Source organism: Flavobacterium sp. JAS (genome assembly GCF_020991455.1).
Taxonomy (GTDB): Bacteria; Bacteroidota; Bacteroidia; order Flavobacteriales; family Flavobacteriaceae; genus Flavobacterium.
Window position 1 is genome coordinate 44724 of the sequence record NZ_JAJMOX010000003.1, and the last position, 16807, is coordinate 61530.

Annotated in this window: 8 protein-coding genes; all 8 read right to left on the bottom strand. The window is 34.4% G+C overall.

Annotated elements, in window-relative coordinates:
* Positions 1-148 precede the first annotated feature (148 nt).
* Positions 149-2008: a hypothetical protein gene (locus LPB88_RS04280; protein ID WP_230712785.1), complete on the bottom strand. Its 1860-nt coding sequence runs from the start codon at positions 2006-2008 to the stop codon at positions 149-151.
* A gap of 120 nt (positions 2009-2128) precedes the next feature.
* A complete protein-coding gene (locus tag LPB88_RS04285) occupies positions 2129-4309 on the bottom strand; it encodes a M1 family metallopeptidase (RefSeq protein WP_230712787.1) in 2181 nt (726 codons plus the stop codon).
* Positions 4310-4364: 55 nt separating this feature from the next.
* Positions 4365-5915: a M60 family metallopeptidase gene (locus tag LPB88_RS04290; protein ID WP_230712794.1), complete on the bottom strand. Its 1551-nt coding sequence runs from the start codon at positions 5913-5915 to the stop codon at positions 4365-4367.
* A 267-nt stretch (positions 5916-6182) separates the two neighbouring features.
* Positions 6183-9278: a DUF5107 domain-containing protein gene (locus tag LPB88_RS04295; RefSeq protein WP_230712796.1), complete on the bottom strand. Its 3096-nt coding sequence runs from the start codon at positions 9276-9278 to the stop codon at positions 6183-6185.
* 380 nt (positions 9279-9658) lie between these two features.
* Complete coding sequence (locus tag LPB88_RS04300; RefSeq protein WP_230712798.1) at positions 9659-12667, bottom strand: glycoside hydrolase domain-containing protein; 3009 nt, start codon at positions 12665-12667, stop codon at positions 9659-9661.
* Between the two features lie 42 nt (positions 12668-12709).
* Positions 12710-13699 (bottom strand): c-type cytochrome, encoded by a 990-nt coding sequence (locus tag LPB88_RS04305; RefSeq protein ID WP_230712800.1) that lies wholly within the window; start codon positions 13697-13699, stop codon positions 12710-12712.
* 69 nt (positions 13700-13768) lie between these two features.
* Positions 13769-15181, bottom strand: coding sequence for an aryl-sulfate sulfotransferase (locus LPB88_RS04310; RefSeq protein ID WP_230712802.1), 1413 nt, complete (start codon positions 15179-15181; stop codon positions 13769-13771).
* Between the two features lie 99 nt (positions 15182-15280).
* A complete protein-coding gene (locus LPB88_RS04315) occupies positions 15281-16792 on the bottom strand; it encodes a RagB/SusD family nutrient uptake outer membrane protein (RefSeq protein ID WP_230712804.1) in 1512 nt (503 codons plus the stop codon).
* Between the last annotated feature and the right edge of the window lie 15 nt (positions 16793-16807).

The window sequence follows — 16807 nt, forward strand, 5'->3', positions numbered from 1 at the left end:
AACTATCGAATATATTTTGATTAACCAAGAAAAAACATAAAAAATGTGCTCGAACACACTAAATTTGTGTTCTCGAGCACATAAAATAAGACAAATCATTTTTTTGATTTAAATGTGATGTATATTCTTTGTAAACTGCAAAGAGAATTTAATGCGATTTTGCTATTTCAACACTTAGTTCTGTATTCTTTAAGTTTAATTCTTTACGTTGCATTCCTTTCAAAAGAATGTTTTTTCCTAATACCTCTTTTCCGATTTTGTTTCCGCTAATTTCTACGTTTTTACAAGCTTCAATTCTAAAATTGTATTTTTCAGGATACCAAGGCGTGAAAGCAAAACTGCGTTTTATAATGTTGTTCTTAAAACTTAATCCATCTACAGAAACGGCATAAAGAATAGGGTAGTCTGATGGATTAAAACTATTGTTTTCGATTTTTATATTTTTATGAAAAGGCTGCAAGGCATTTGGCGCCGGAATTTCAGGATAAATACTGATAATGGCTTCACAAAACTGATAATAAGAGGAATTACAAGGAAACCTAAATTCATTGTTTTTGATGGTAATGTCTTTTACGGCACCACTTTCGAACCAATAATTAGCATCGCCGGCAATAAGAATTGCCGAACCGCTGGTTTCGAATACATTATTTTCGATAATTACTTTACCTGGAGTAGAGATCAAATACCCGCGCGCTCTGTTGCTGCCTACAAAACAATTGGTAATAGTAGCATTTGGAGTCCAGCTTAAATTCTCTAGGACAAAATTGGCATCTAGGTTAGCTGGAATTTTATCTTTGAATCTGATGATAAAATGATCTACATCCAAAGGTTCAAAACTAGAAACCGTGCCATAAAACAATGTATTCATTTCTTTCTTCTGAATAAAACCAACTTTATCTCCAGCAACTGCCCATAATAATCCGTGAGACATATCTTGCCCAAAGTTGCATTTTACCGCATAGTCGTCTATTTTTTGCATGACAGGCACATAAGTTCCGTGAATGTTGATAGGATCATCCATTAAGCCTTGTGCATCACAATTGTCTATTATGATTTCGCCTTTGCATCCCATAAAATGCAATCCATCATCGTGACCACTGAGATAACGATTCTTATGCGGATTCGGGATCATATTTACGTTTCTCATTTCTATGTTTTCGCAGTATTGAGATAAAATTCCCAATCCTGAAGTATGATAGACATTAATATTCTCGAGTTTGGTATTTTTACTATGAAATAAAAACATTCCGGCGTGATCACGAGTGCCGTGCCTTAGTATAAGGAAATTTCCAACTTTTGGAGTTTTGGTAAATTTCCCTTCCATTAATACCAATCCAGGTTTTATCTCGCTATATTTTACATTTTTTAGATCCCCTTTTACACAACCATTATCACCAGTGTTTGCGGGAATGATGTGGTTTTTATCAAATTCAATTAGCCAGGAACCCTCAGATAGCGCCCAGTTTTCTTTTGCATTTTCACCCACAAAAGTCAATCCTTTTTCATGGATTTTGTATGGAGATTGAGCAATATCAATTTTCATTAAAATATGATTTTCATCGGCTTCAATAACTTCACTTTCAGAAGTTAGCGTAACATCCCAATCAATATTTACATTTTTAATAGTGATGTTTTCTGCATTGTCTAAAGTAAAAGGCTGAATATGTTCATGATATACAAAATCAGATTGTTGTGCATCAATCAAAATGTTTTTTTTCTCTTTGATAAGGATTGCTAATTTTCGAGTGTCGGCATCATAAGTATTACTCTCGTAATAGGTTCTGTAATATTTAGCATCCGGATAGAAATCATAGCGGCCTTTTGGAAAAATGATTTGTACCGATTCGTTCCCCAATCCTTCAATGAGCTGATTAACTTTTGCGGTTAAATTTTCTTTAGTATTGGGAATAATCCCATAATCTTTTACATTTATTTTTTTGACCTTATTTTGTGCAGTACAAATGGTTAAAAGAGATAATAGGGTGTATGTTAAAAATATTTTTTTCATTTTATTTATATGTTTATTTCTAAAATATTGGACGTGAAAAAAGTAACGGAATATAACAAGGACTAAACTTAGTCTTTATTATATTCCGTATGTGATATTAACAGCAAAGATTTTTGCTAACTATTTTTGATTATTTAACCTTTTAATTAATGGTGTTACGTGTTTTTTAGTATCCTCGTCTAATGTAGATAATGCTTTGTCTGCCTCATCTGCAGAGTATTTTGATAATCCCGTTATTCCCGCAGCAATTACATTATAAGATTGGTTTTTAATACTTTCTTCCATTAGTCCTTTATAAGAAGCATCGCCAGTTCCGGCTAATTTTATAATCGCGGCAGCTCTGGCAGCTGTCTTTTTATCATTTTTGGCAATGTTAAGTAAAGATTTAATTGCAGCATCTTTGATTTGATTATCACTTAAATCAATTCCTTTGATACTCAGGATTCTTAAATCATCTTGTTGATCTTCAAGACCTGCCAAAAGTATCAATTGTGAATCATGACTTTTCTCTTTTGACGCAAATTTGATAGCTTCTATTCTGTTATAATAAGATGGAACATTTTTATATTGGAACAAATAATCCGCTACTTTTTTGTTTTCAATCACCTGACCAACTAAAATTTTATCAGGATCAAGATCAATAAAAGTTGGTTGTGCCGGTACATCAAAACTGAAACTTTGTTCTCTTTGATCAATCAAAATGTCTTTTCTGATTTTAGTTCCGTTTACATAAAAATCAACTTTTAATGGTAAGCTAAAAGTCTGAATTGAGCTTGCCTGAGTTTGTTTTACTGCAATTGTAGCTTTTCCGTTTGCATATCCGTATTCGACATTCAAAATAGGATTTCCTCCCTGATAATACCATTGGTTAAAATACGGGCTCCAGTCTTTTCCGGTAACTTCTTCCATTGCCAAACGCAATTGGTGAGATTCACCTGATTTGTATGCATTTGTAGTTAAGTAACGATTTAACGATTTGAAAAACGCTTCGTCACCCATTTGATTTTTTGCCGCATACAATATAATAGAGCCTTTTGAGTAACTGATATTGTCAAACATATCTTCTTTGTCTTTGTAATAAAAGCGGGCTAATGGCGGGCTTACTCCATCTTTTGAAGAACGTAAACAGTTTTGTAATTTTTCATAACGAGATCTGTCCTCAGCATCTTGTCCGGCATCGTGACCGTGCCAAAGTACCTCACCAAAAGTGGCAAAAGATTCGTTCATTGTTAAGTTAGACCATGATTCAGCCGTTACATAATCTCCAAACCATTGGTGAAAAAGTTCGTGAGCAATGGTGCTTTCCTGATTGTCATCTAATAATTCTCTTTCTGTTTTTTGTACATATTCACCATGCAAAGTAGCCGATGTATTTTCCATTGCACCAGAAACGTAATCTCTGGCTACGACTTGAGAATATTTTACCCATGGATATTCTACACCCAACATTTTGCCGTAAAACTTCATCATATCAGGAGTTTTTCCGAATATTTGTTTGGCATACGGCGCATATTTTGGCTCCAGATAGTAATTAACTTCTTTTCCGTTATAAGTATCTTTAAAAATTTTAAAATCTCCAACCGCCATCATAAACAAATATGGCGAATGTGGTACATCCATTTTCCAGGTATCGGTACGAGTTCCGTTTTTGTTAGCTTTTTGCGAAACTAATTTTCCATTTGATAACGAAACATATTTTGCATCAACTGTCATTGCAATTTCAGAAGTTGTTTTTTGGTTTGGTTTGTCAATCGTAGGAAACCATGCAGAAGAAGCTTCTGTCTCGCCTTGAGTCCAAATCTGGATTGGTTTGTCGTCTTTTCCGTCAGGATTTATAAAATACAATCCTTTTGCATCCGTAATAGCAGCACTTCCTTTTGCTTTTAATTCATCAGGTTTTGCGGTATAATCGATGTAAATGATATACTTTTCAGAACCTTTATACTTTCTGTCCAGCGTAATAAAAACCTGTTCGTTGTCATACGTGTATTTTAAAGGTATCTTTTTAGCTCCCTGAATTATAGCAATTTCTTTAAAATCCATTCCTTTGGCGTCAAGCGTAAGAGCATCAGTTTCGTAAAAATGCGGTTTTAAAGTCAGCCATTCTTTTCCGTACAAATAACGTTTTCCATAATCAAATGATACTTCGAGTTTTGTATGTAATAAGTCATGAACTTTTAGTGGTGTAACTCTGTAAGTGGTGATGTCTTCCTTATTTTGATCCGCATTTTGCGCCTCAATATTTTGTCCCATTATGGCAACAAGACTTAAAAGGGTATATTTTAGCAATTGTTTATTCATTTTTTGTATTTATGGTTATCGGGTTTAGTATATTTTAAAACTTTAAATTTAAAAATTAATCAGTTAAGGTAGTTATATCTAAAACTGGTTTTGGATAATTTTTCGATTTTATTTCTTTTTTACAATCCATTGCCATTTTTTCGGTCATATTGTATTGATATTTTCCGTAACAATCTCCTTCGAAATTGCCCACATAAAAGAATCCATAGGAATCAAAAAAGTCGGTTAAATCAACTTTACTGACTTCACATGCAGTTTTTATAAAATTGAGTTGGTAAACAGCCGGATTTTCATTGGCTTTTACTTTATTAGTATTGTTCGCTTGTTTTCTAAATGCTTCAAAAAGGTCTGGGTAAAAATCAGGATTCTTACCTGCTTTCTCGAAGTATAATTGCAGTTGCCAAAAAGGCACAAGCGGTTCAAAACTCCCACCCACTTTTAAATAACTTTCTTTTTTTTCGATAACTTTTTTTCTTGCAGAATCATAGTAGTTACCTTCTATAAGACGAGATTTAATCCCTAATGACTTGATAACATACATGGTGAAAACATTATTGCTTACTTCACAGAGTCCTCCCCAATTAAAATAGGGTTGGAGCTGATGTACATGACCGGTTTCGTGGCTAAATCCCCATGCCGGATCACCAGCTATTACTTTTGCCGGATCAAGTACCATTCCTAATGCATAACCTGATTTACCACCCATATAAGCTATTCCATCTTCGTCCCTAAACATATAGTAATTGTAGTTTACACGAGCCAATATCCTATTGTTTGGCACAAGATTGTATTTGATTAAACCCATAAGTCGATGTTGACGATGGATCAAAGTGTCATAACAATTTAGTAATTCTACCCCTTTGTTGTAAGCATATTTTTTTAAATCAGCTTTAGGATAAACGGTTTGAATATACTTTCCTCTGGCATCTATCATAGGATAAATAGTGTTGTCCAAAAGTTTATTCCAATCTTCATTTTTTTGTTTTCCCGAATCAAAAAATCCATTTATTTGGGCATCAATAAAATGAATTTTAATTGCGTTTTCTTTTTTAGGTTCTTCAGAATAATAATTAATGTAAGCCAAACCATCGAAGTCTTTAACCTCTATAATGTTTATACCATTTTTTAAAGGATATGTTTTTTTTTCAATTCCCCAATTAGGATCCTGATCGGGCGCAATTCCTGCAGGCGGCTGTCTGTTCCAATTAGGTATAACTAAATCGACAGTTTTATTTTTTGCAATATTCTCTACCAGAACTACGTGTTTACCTAAAGGTAAATAAATGCCAGTAATGTTTTCATATTTGCTGTAACCATCACCAATGGATAACTTTTTTCCTAAGGTTGTTGGCGATAAATAAGCTTTGTAAGTAGCTAATCTATAATTGAAATCATATTCACCCTTAAGCATTTGTATGGCTGCATCATGAATTTCTTTATTTTTAATCTTATCTAATTGTTCATATTTTATGCCCTTTTTTAATTTTGTAGCTAAATTATCTTTAAAAAAAGCTAAATCTTCTTTTAAGGAAACTGAGTCTATAGAACTTTGAGCATAATTATTAGAAAGGAAAAATAGAGTGCAAAGTAAAACCAGATGTTTCATTTAGTGTAGGTTTTTATTAACTGTAGTTAATTTGGTTAGTAATCGATTCTATATTCAACTGTTGGGTGTAATTCGTAAAAAATAATATTTAAACACATAGAAACATAGATTTTATGTTTTTGAAAAAAAGTAAATCAAAAAGAAACTCGTTTCTCACACATAGCTATGTGTGTTAATGCAAGTGAAACGCCTTTTTTGAGTTCAATAATCCTATGTTTCTATGTGTTAAAATAATTACAACCAGCGGGTTCTATATTCAGTTGCTTCTTATAATTTTTCTATAATTCTAACCTCACCATCTTTTTCATCTGCAGTTAAAATATCCGATTGTTTTTTGGTGTAAACTTCTAATGACCATTGAACAATCTTGTTTGTCGGATATAAATCTGCCTGACTTTTTAACCATTTTTCTGCTTCTTTTGCCGAAGAAGTTTTCTCGATCGCCCAAGCCGAAATCAATTGATTTGCCGGCAGGAAATTCATAACTGTATTGTCAATTTTCGGATTAAAAGCAGTGATTTTTTGTAGTGATTGTTTTGCTTTTTCGGTATCATCAAGGTTTGTGTAACATTGATAATCCAGCCAATTTTCTAATCTTTCGTCAATATCAACATCATACGGTTTGCCTACGCCCAGATTTTGAGGCCATAATTTTGCATCGGCAATAAATTGTAATGCTTTTTTGTATTGCTTGTTTTTCATTTCGGCTACAGCCTGCATTAATTTAGCTTCATGATACAATTGACGTCCAATTGTTGCGCCTTCAAACGGAAGAATTTCCAACTTGGTTAAAAAAGCATCTGCGACAGCATATTTTTTATTTAGCAATAATGTTTTGGCATACAACATTCCCATTAAATAATTTTCGGGATGTTTTTTATAAAAAGGTTCAGCAATTGCCAGCGCTTTGTCGTTTTGTTTTAAAGCGATATAATGTTCTGCCAGTAATTTAGGATATCTCCAACTTTGATTGTCCAGTTTAATTGCTTGTTGAAGGCTTGCAATTACCAATTGCGAATCGTCTTTGAACAAAGAAGCTTTAGCCGCATAAAAAGCCGGATCGTTTGGTTTTGCGCCACATTGCGTGAATAAGTCTTTTGCTTTTGAAAGATTATCACGATTCCATTCAACTAATCCTAAATGATATTTCAATTGCCATTGATCATTTTTCTGGATCAGTTTTTCGAGAATAATTGCCGTTTCTCCACGGAATGGAAAGCTAGTTCCCGGTTGAATTTTAGATAAATCAACAGCTTTGTTTTCTAAAAATGTTTTCCAGTATATAATTTCGGCACTTGGAGCCGCTAGCGAAAAGACTTTAAGCGCTTCATCCTTGCGGCCCAGATGCTGATACCAAATTCCTAGTTCTAGATAGGTTTGTTCTGGCATTTCGTTTTGTATAAGTGATGTGAAATGCAGTTTTGTGGCTTCTGAATTTTCCCAAAGGAATCGTTCGAAACCAGCAAAATGATTTAAGGGATCAACAGTATTAATTTTATTTAAGGTTTCGGTTGCTTTCTCAGCATTGTTTTGCAGACGATAAAGTACCACCAAAACTTGTAAACCTTCGAGATTGTATTGATTGTTTAGCAAACTTTTCTCAGCATATTCAATCGCTTTTGCCTGATCGTTTTCACTAAAGTAAATTTTGCTCAAAGCGGTGTAAGCGGGACTGCGGAATTCAACACCAGCCGCAGCAATATCAAAACCGTCTTTTGCATCCATTATATTTCCTAAATACAGATTTGCAAGTCCGTAATAATAATTGGCAGCAGGATCGTAAGTATCTATAGCTAATGCTTTACTTGCTGAAATTACAGCTTCTTTGTATTGCAATTTTCTAATTTGTAAAGAGGCCAAAGCAGATAGAGCAGGAGCATAGTTTGGATCTTTTTTAAGGCACATATTCAGGTTTTCTTCTGCTTTTACATAATCTTTAAAACTGATATAATTTTTTCCTTGCAGATATAGTCCATAAACCGAGTTGTTGTCGAAATCTTTAGGAACTTCTAATGGTCGAGCCAAATTGCCCTCTTCCGGAGCCGAATTCCAAACCAATTTATTTTCGCCAAGTGTCAATCTTAATTTGTTTTCGTTAACCGAAATCTGAATCGAATCTTTGAATACTTGTAAGGTGTTTACCGAAATATCTTTAGAATAGATTTTCTTATCGTTATCAAAAACTTCTAATTTTTCGTTTAGTTTTTGAAGCGGAGAAAAGTAGATTTTCAACCAGCCGTTTTCGTTTTTGACATTTACAGCTCCGTAATTATTGGCTTTTACAAAACCTTTAGTTTGTTTTACCGGAAACCAGTATTCTGTCCAGGAATCAGTTTGATAAGGCGCAAAAGAACGTTGTTTAAAAGGCGTTAAATTACTGCCTTCACTCGCCTGATTGAATAATCTTCCGCTTTGAACTTCTACATATTGTCCGTCAGTATCGGTCAATAATTTTTCCCAAATCATACCTTGTTGAGACAATCCCCAGATCCATATTTTCTTGCCGGGTTTGTCATCGTGATTGCCATATCGTCCCATCCCGAAATCTTCGTCATGGTAATATCCGCCAAAGAAATCATCGTATTTACCAAAAACGTGATACGATTTGTAACCGCCAAAATTATTGTTTTTATAGAAAGATAAATCTTTGCCGGTTTTTTTATCAAGTGGCCACGGATTATGTTCGCCGTTGTGACCAATATAACTTTGTCCCGGATAAATAAATTGTAAATTTTCTGAAGCTTTTATACCGGTATTCATCCACGTATAATAAGGTTGTTCTGCTTCGGTTGCGTTAAACCAAAATGAATTTGTAGTAAAATAAGCTTTGTCTTTTGGCAAATTGATATCCAATTTCCAAGAAGTACGTGTCAATAAATCCAAAACACCAATAACGCAACTTACACTTCCGTCAGGTCTTGTAATAGTTGTATAATCTACTGGAGTAGCGCAATTTGGCGTATGCCCAATAATTCCGTAATTCCCTTCAACACCGCCGCTTGTCCACGGACCGCGCATGGCAATATCTCTAAATTTGATGACATGATTGTTGTAAATAAAATCTTTTCCAGTTGATTTTTCTATAGCCGACCAAACTTTTCCGCCAATTTCAGGCAGAATCATTATTTTGATATAATCGTTTTCAAGTTCGATAACTTTCCATTCTTTCTGCACCGGTTTATCTGTAAAACCATCAAAACGAAAATACGGATAGACTTTTGTATCTGGTTTAGGAATAGGATCAGGATCTGAAAACGGATAGGTCGTGAATACTTTTTTGTATTCTTTTATAGTGGGTTTATTTTGTGCGTTGGCAAACAGGCTTCCAAAGAGTAGAATTGATAAGAAAGGTTTAAGTTTCATACTGGAGCTATTTTGTGGTTATTTGGTTAGTTAATTTGGTTGCTTTTTTTGAATTTAAAAGCAACCAAATTTAGTTTTTGTATTAATCATTTTTTTTAGGAGCTAATCCCGCTATCCGTTTCAATCTTTTGTTTCATTTCATTACACAAAAGGATTTCCACTTCTATCGGGGCTAGGGCAATCATTTTCATGATAATATTTTCGTAATCAAAACCCAATCTTGTCATTTCGAGGAACGAGAAATCCTCGCAAGAAACTCCGTTCCAACATTCTTTAATCTTTGTCGAGCTACTTGCGGAGATTTCTCGTTCCTCGAAATGACAAATACAACCGAAAATTGGATTTTAATCTGTGTTAATTTGTGAAATTCGTGTTATTTATTACTTAACAATTAGCAACCATCCTTTTCCTTTTGTTACAGGCAATTCATCTTTTGCAGTAAAAGTCTGTGCAGGTTGGAAATTAGCAACTTCCGGAGCTGTTATTGTTGCTTTTGCAGGATTGATTCCTAGTTTTTTCCAGTCGATTGTTAGTTTTACTTTTACATCAGTATCAGCCCAGCTTGCAATCGAAATTAATGTTGAACCATTCTTTTTGTAAACGGTTGCCAAAACTTTATCGTTGTTTGTTTTTACAGGACAGTTTTCGCTCCAGTATCCAATCATTTCACAACCTTTGATTCCAAAAGTATCCCATAATTTCCAGATTGGTCTTGGGTCTGCATTGTGGCTCCAAGGCATTCTGTTTGTCATTCCAAATACCATTCCTCTCCATGGATTTCCTCCGTCTTGAAGCATTTCGCCCATTAATCCAAAAGGAATTCCGCTTACTTCAGTTAAGAAAAAGTCAGGTTGGTTTTTCTCGTAATCAAAATATTCTCCAAACCAAAGTTTATTGATGTACGGAAAGTGCTCCATATATAGGTTGGCACTATTGTTAAATCCGTCGCTTTTATTGTATTGATTCGCACTGTGTAAATCAATAATTCCCGGGTGACCATCTTTGGTAAGAACTCTTTTTACACGTTTCATAGTAATTCTGTCAAAAGCAACATCATCAAGATAAATTCCGTCGATACCAACGTTTTGTGTTAACCAATTCATTCCTTCAACATAATAATTATGCCAACGGTTCATACCGCTATTTACGATTGCAGCGTCTTTAATTTCAGGTACAAACCAAGCTGCGATATAATCGTCACCAACATGTTCCTGCAACCATGAGAATCCACCGCCTTTTCCTGGAGAATAGATTTCGTGACCTAAACTTCTTAATGCAAAAGTTTCATAAGCTTTGTTCGAAACCTCTCTAACAGTGTTGTAAATCTTAACTTTTAATCCTTTTTCATGTGCTTCGTCGATATAACTTTTCATCTTTTTAAATTCGATAAAAGGATAATTGATATAAGGATTTATAGCATTTGCATGGTGAATATTGATTACCGTTGCGCCAGTTTTTGCAATGGTATCAATTGGAGAGTATTTATGGTAGAATTTAGTATCCCATTGAAAATCAGTGTCTATTTTGTGGAAAGGTGTGATCAATAAATTGAAGTTATAGTATAAAACATCGCCTTTTTTCATGCTGCGGGCTCCGCTGTAAGCATTTACTAAAACCGATTTTGGATTTGATGCAATCGTGATTCCACCTTTATTTTCGTTACCCCAGGAAGTTGGCAATAATAATGGTTTTTGCAAATAGAAATTGGTGTTCAACGGACGGCTGTATTTCTCGTCTCTTAATGAAAACTGCAATCCTGAATTTACATTTCCAATCCATGCACCATCTTGATTTTTATGGGCAACATCCCATTTCCAGTCGAAAGTTGCAGGACGATCTCCACCTTTTTGACCTAATCCCATCATGTATTTTGCAGATGTTGGCTGAATAGGCAATTGGAAATTAATATCATTAAAAGTAACATCTTCAAGAGCTGTAATTTTTACAGTGTAATGTAAAAAACCATCAAATTCAATTGAAGCATTTACATCCATTTGAACAGATTGAGAAGTAGAAACACTTTCCCAGGAAACAGTTCCGGCTTCTTTTTTCAAGAATTTAATTCCGGTATTTTTCCATTGTAAGGATTCTTTTCCTGAAGCATCAAGGAAATGAAATGCTAATGGAGCGCTCAAAATATCATTGGCTTTTGTACCAACTGATGTCATTTCCGGCATAAAATAAGTCTGAATTTGTGAAGGAAATCCGTTTGAACCTAAAACTAATTTTCTTCCTAATAATGAGATTTCAGAATCTTTTACAACAAGTGGCGTGTAAGGAGCGATTACGGTATTTTCCTGAGCTAAAGTAGAGTTTAACCATTTTAGACGTGTCATTTTCTCAGGAGAATCAATTCCTTCGTTTTTAGTCACTTCGTCAGTTACTTTTATTTGAAGTGTGATTACTGTAGATTTTCCATCAGCAATTACAGTAGCTTTTCCGGTATAATTTCCTGCTGCTGTGGTTTGAGGAACATCGATTCCGCACCACATTGCTTGTACTTTTCCTTTAGAAACAGAAACATTTGCAGTAAAAGGAGATCCATCATAACGAATTCCATCTGTATTGATACAACTTATATCCTTTGCTTCAATTATAGCTCCGTTAGAACTGATTAAATTTGAAAAAGTAACTTTTACATTCGCTAAATCCTGTAAAGCATAAACGCCCAACTGAAATGCCAAATATTCTCCTTTTAAAGCGGTATCTGCAAAAGTGCTTTGAACTCCTTTTTGAATCCATCTTTGTGGCAAATCATTTCTCATTCTAATAGAATATAATCTGTCTTCTGGGAAAACTAAGAATGAACTACCGCTGTTTTTTGCAACAATATCATTCGTTTCTGCCGCAGTCGCAATAACATCCATTGGATAAAAACTATTGAAAGCATTTACACTTTGAATTTCTTTAACAGTACAATTATCAGCTAAATTGGCTTTGATTTTTGCCAACCATTGTGCATCAGCTTTATCTTCTGGTTTTGCATAATTTCCTTTTAAATAATTGGCATCACCTTCATCGATATAAGGCATATAATACACATAATAAGTTCCTTTTCCTGAAACAGGTTCAAAGTAAATTGTACCTTTTTCTCTGTTGATATCAGCGGTTTTTATGTTTTGAATTTCTTTGCCTGAAGCATCTTGAACAATGATTCTTTTTAATTCCGGTTTTTCGTCTCTTCTGCGCCATTCGATTGTTGTTTTTGCAACATTATCTTTGCCGGTAAATTCGACTACAACACGGTGATTTCCTAACAAATTAGGATTCCAGCTATCATTGCCATCTGTATATTTTATTTGTTGTGCAGCCAATGGAATACTGAAAATGCAAAGACACATGATCAATATTCTAATTAAGATTTGTCTGTTTTTTAGGTTTGGTTTCATTGTTTTATTGTTCAGGTTTAAAAAGTATGCGTAGTTAATAAGTTAGTAAACGGCTTTCCATCCATTCTTTTTCCAGTAGGCAATAATGGGTTTGTAAGGGCCATATTTATGTTGTTCTTCGGTAAAGTTATCCTGAAAAGGGCTATGTGAGTAATCTATTGGTTTGCCCATTTTGTTAGGATAATCAAATGTTTTAGGGTTTGGTCTTTTATGAATTTCATCATCATTTACAAAAGCAGCAATATCCAATGCTTGTTGATCTGTTAAATATGGTTTTCCAATTGTAACCTTATCATACGGCATATTGCTTTTAAGCCATTGTGCTTGTTTGATAACTCTGTGCATACTTGAACCCGGCTGATATCCATATTCTCCCCAAAGCGGAGGGTAAGTATAACCTGATTTGTCGGCATTGTAAACTCCTTCGCCATTATTTCCGTGACAACGGGCACAATTTTCAACAAACAACGCTTTTCCTCTTTCAGGACTTGCTGCTACATCAGGAAATTCTATTTCTAAGTTTTTGGCTCCTTTAAATTGTCCGTCTTTAGGAACAAATTTACTGATCCATTTAAAGTACGATAAAAAAGCCACCATTTCTTTACTGTCAAGCGGAAGCGGTTTTCCGGAATGAGGTCTCATAATGCAATTGTTAACACGTTCAGCAAGTGTTAAGACTTTATTTTCACGTCCGCGATATTGTGGATAATTGTCGTGCGAAGACATTAAATTGAAAGCATGAGGTTTTGTACCGGCGTCCTGATGGCAATTGGTACAATTCATTTTGTTGCCTAAATATTTTCCTTTAATTCCGTTTGGACCAATATAATAAGCTGTTTTCATCATCAATTCTCTTCCATAACGAACGGATTCTCCAAATTGATCATCCGGAATTTTAGACGTATCAATTGTAATGTACGAATCATCATCGGCAGTTTTTGATGCCAATGTTTGAGAATTTGAAGTATTGCAAGAATTGAAAACAACAATTGGCAATGCTGAAAATATACCAATAAGAATTATTTTTTTCATGTCGTAAATTTTTTAATCTATATCATTATCCTGCAAAATTTTAAAATCCTTGTAGGCATCTCTTTTTCTTTAATTGAGAAGAAATGGTTTCATGTTTTCTTCTGGAATAAATTGTACGCGATAAGGAGGTATCTCAGACTCTAAAGCCCAAAGTAAAACTCCTTTTTTGTTGGTTAAAACCGTTATATGTCTTTTTGAACAACAAACTAATATGGCATCTTTATCAATCATATAAGCGCTTCCCATTCGGTCATTGTAAATATCTTTTGGAAGGTTTATATGGAAATCCAGTTTTGCAGATTTTCCTTTTTCATCTACTTTGAGTGTATAAACGGATGATTGTTTTTTGTCTACACCATTATCAAAAAACATCAAACTTCCTTCGGCATTAATGTGTGCGGCATGCGCTTGCGAGAAATTACTATCGGCAGACATTTTCATGTTTCCGCCTTTTCCTAATTTCCAGATTACTTTTCCGGTTTTTGAATCTACTTTCCAGATTTGACCGTTGTTGTAGAACGAAATCAGAAAGTTTCCGTCTGTATCATAATTCAGACTGTTGGCGTGCATCCAGTCTTTTTTGGTTTTCAATAATGCTTTGTCTTTCATTGGATCCAAGTCATCAAAAACGCTCCATTTCCAGAGTTGTTTTCCTTTTTTATCCAAAATAAGAATTCCGTCACCGTTGATTGTATCTTTTTGTTTTCCACCAATTTTAGTTAAATCGGTTATTCTGGCATCAACAAATAAAGTCACAATTTCGTTAGCCGATTTTTTAATAATTTCGTGATGAATAACTTGTTTAAAATCACCTTGTCCTTTTTTAATGTGTGTTAAAGTATCGCCTTGTAAATTGATTTCCAGAATCTCACTTCCGTAACTTGTTGGTTCGTCATTTTTTCCTAAAATAGAAAGTATCGTTTGTTCTTTGGTAAAATGAGTTACTTTAAATCCTGTTCCTTCAACGGTATGATACCATCTTAAATTTCCTTTATAATCAACAATATAAGCAACTCCGGGTGTTTCTCTTTTTGCCATTAGCATAAAGCCTTTTTTGAAATTTTGCGGTAAAAGCTCCGGTTTTGGGCAATTTGATTTAAACTGTTTTTGCAGCCATTCCGGTAATTTTCTGGATTTGAAAGTATACAGTTTACTTGTGTTTTTGTTTTCTCCCTGAACCGTAACTAATTGATAACTATAGTTGGTTTCGGGAGTAATATTGCAAAGTACTAATGAGTGTTTGAGACCTTTTTTTGAAATTGGAGACGTTATTTTGCTTTTTATTCCTTTTTTATCAGACCAATATTCTGCGTATACCTGAGCATCGTCCTTCGTAGTAACATCGATCTGAATCTTCAATTCGTTGTTGCTATGAGTCCCAATGTTGATAGTTGAGATAATATTACCCTGATTTTGAGAACAACTTGCCAGTGCAAGAAGTGCCAAAATAAAACTCCATTTTAATACTAATTTTTTGATCATCTGAAAGGTTTCTTTAGTGAAACAGAAAAGTACTTCTTTTGTTTAAAAAATCAAGAATAGACAGACCATTTTAACTGTCTATTCTTGATTATGTTTTACTTATTGTCTGTCGGAGTTACTTAAACTAGGATTAAGATCAACCTGACTTTGTGGATAAGTGTAATATTTGTTTTGTGGCATCTTAACTAGTGCCGATTCTCCAACTCTAAGATGGTAAGCATTTACAAGAACATCATATTTGTTCATTCTGATTAAATCGGCACGGCGTTTTCCTTCGTAGAAAAGTTCCCATCCTCTTTCTTGCAAAATAGCATCTCTTAATGAGGTTTGATTGTAATCGCCTAAAACCAATAGTTTAGCGTGCGATCTTGCTTTAACCTGATTGATAAGGTCGATAGCTTCGATGGTTGGACCACTAATTTCGTTTATTGCCTCAGCTCTGCTTAATAATACATCAGCATAACGAAGGATGTTTACACTGTGACCATCGTAATAAGTTGTAGTTTCATCATCAGCATATTTTCTGGTCGATACATCCGGCATGTAAAATTCTCCAGCTGGCGGTTCAGCACCCAATGAAGGTGCTTGTTTGTGCAATAGGTCATCAACGCCCATGAACTCTGGAAAGAAACATTTTTTTCTATCATCTTCATCACCAAAAGTATTGTAGAAATCCCAGTTAACCGTATAATATTGCCATCTGTTTTGAACAACAGGATGATCAATTGGCCCAAAGTGGTTCAATAATTCAGTTCCGTTAGTGTTAGCATCACTCAATGAAGAGAAAATATTTTCACTGCACCATTTGTTACTTTCTTTAAATAAACCTAAATATGAAGGATAAAGGCTGTATTCGCCAAGACTCATTACTTGTTGTGTAAACGTCACTACTTTTTGCCAGTCGTGGCTGCGCAAATATAATTTTGCTAATAAAGTAAGTGCTGCACCTTTTGTAGCACGACCTACATCATTAGATCCGTAGATTATATTTTCTTTATAATTAACAGGTAGAATAGTAGCGATTTCTGTAAGGTCTTTGATAATAAATTCATCAATTTTTTCTACAGATGTTGCTGGTGTTTGTTCCAGATAATTTGGATTTGCTATGTTGTCTTCGGTCATTAAAATAACCGGACCCCAAGAGTCTGTTAAATCCATATAAGCAGATGCTCTTAAAAATTTGGCTTCAGCAATAAACTGTGCTTTTTCAACTTCTGAAATTGAAGACATTTTTCCTATATAATAAATGGCATTATTAGCATTGGAAATTAATTTATACATCGCATTCCAGTCTTCAAGAAGTAAACCATTTGTAGAACTCCATGTCCCTAAAGACAATTGTCCCGGATCTCCACCGTATTGGCAGTGACCTAAATCTGTTGCAATATCTGTTAGTGCAAAATGTCGGGTTGCCCAGTACGAAAAGTTATCTCCTACAGAAGGTCCTTTTAATCTGCCATAAATAGAGTTAACGGCAGCAATAGCATCTGATTTAGTTTGATATCCATTTGAAGTGTTTAAATTGCTGTATACTGTAGGATCCAGATCCTCGTTGCAGGAATATTGTAAACCTGCAGCAAGTAAAAGCAATAATATTGTATATTTTTTCATTTTGATAAATTTAAT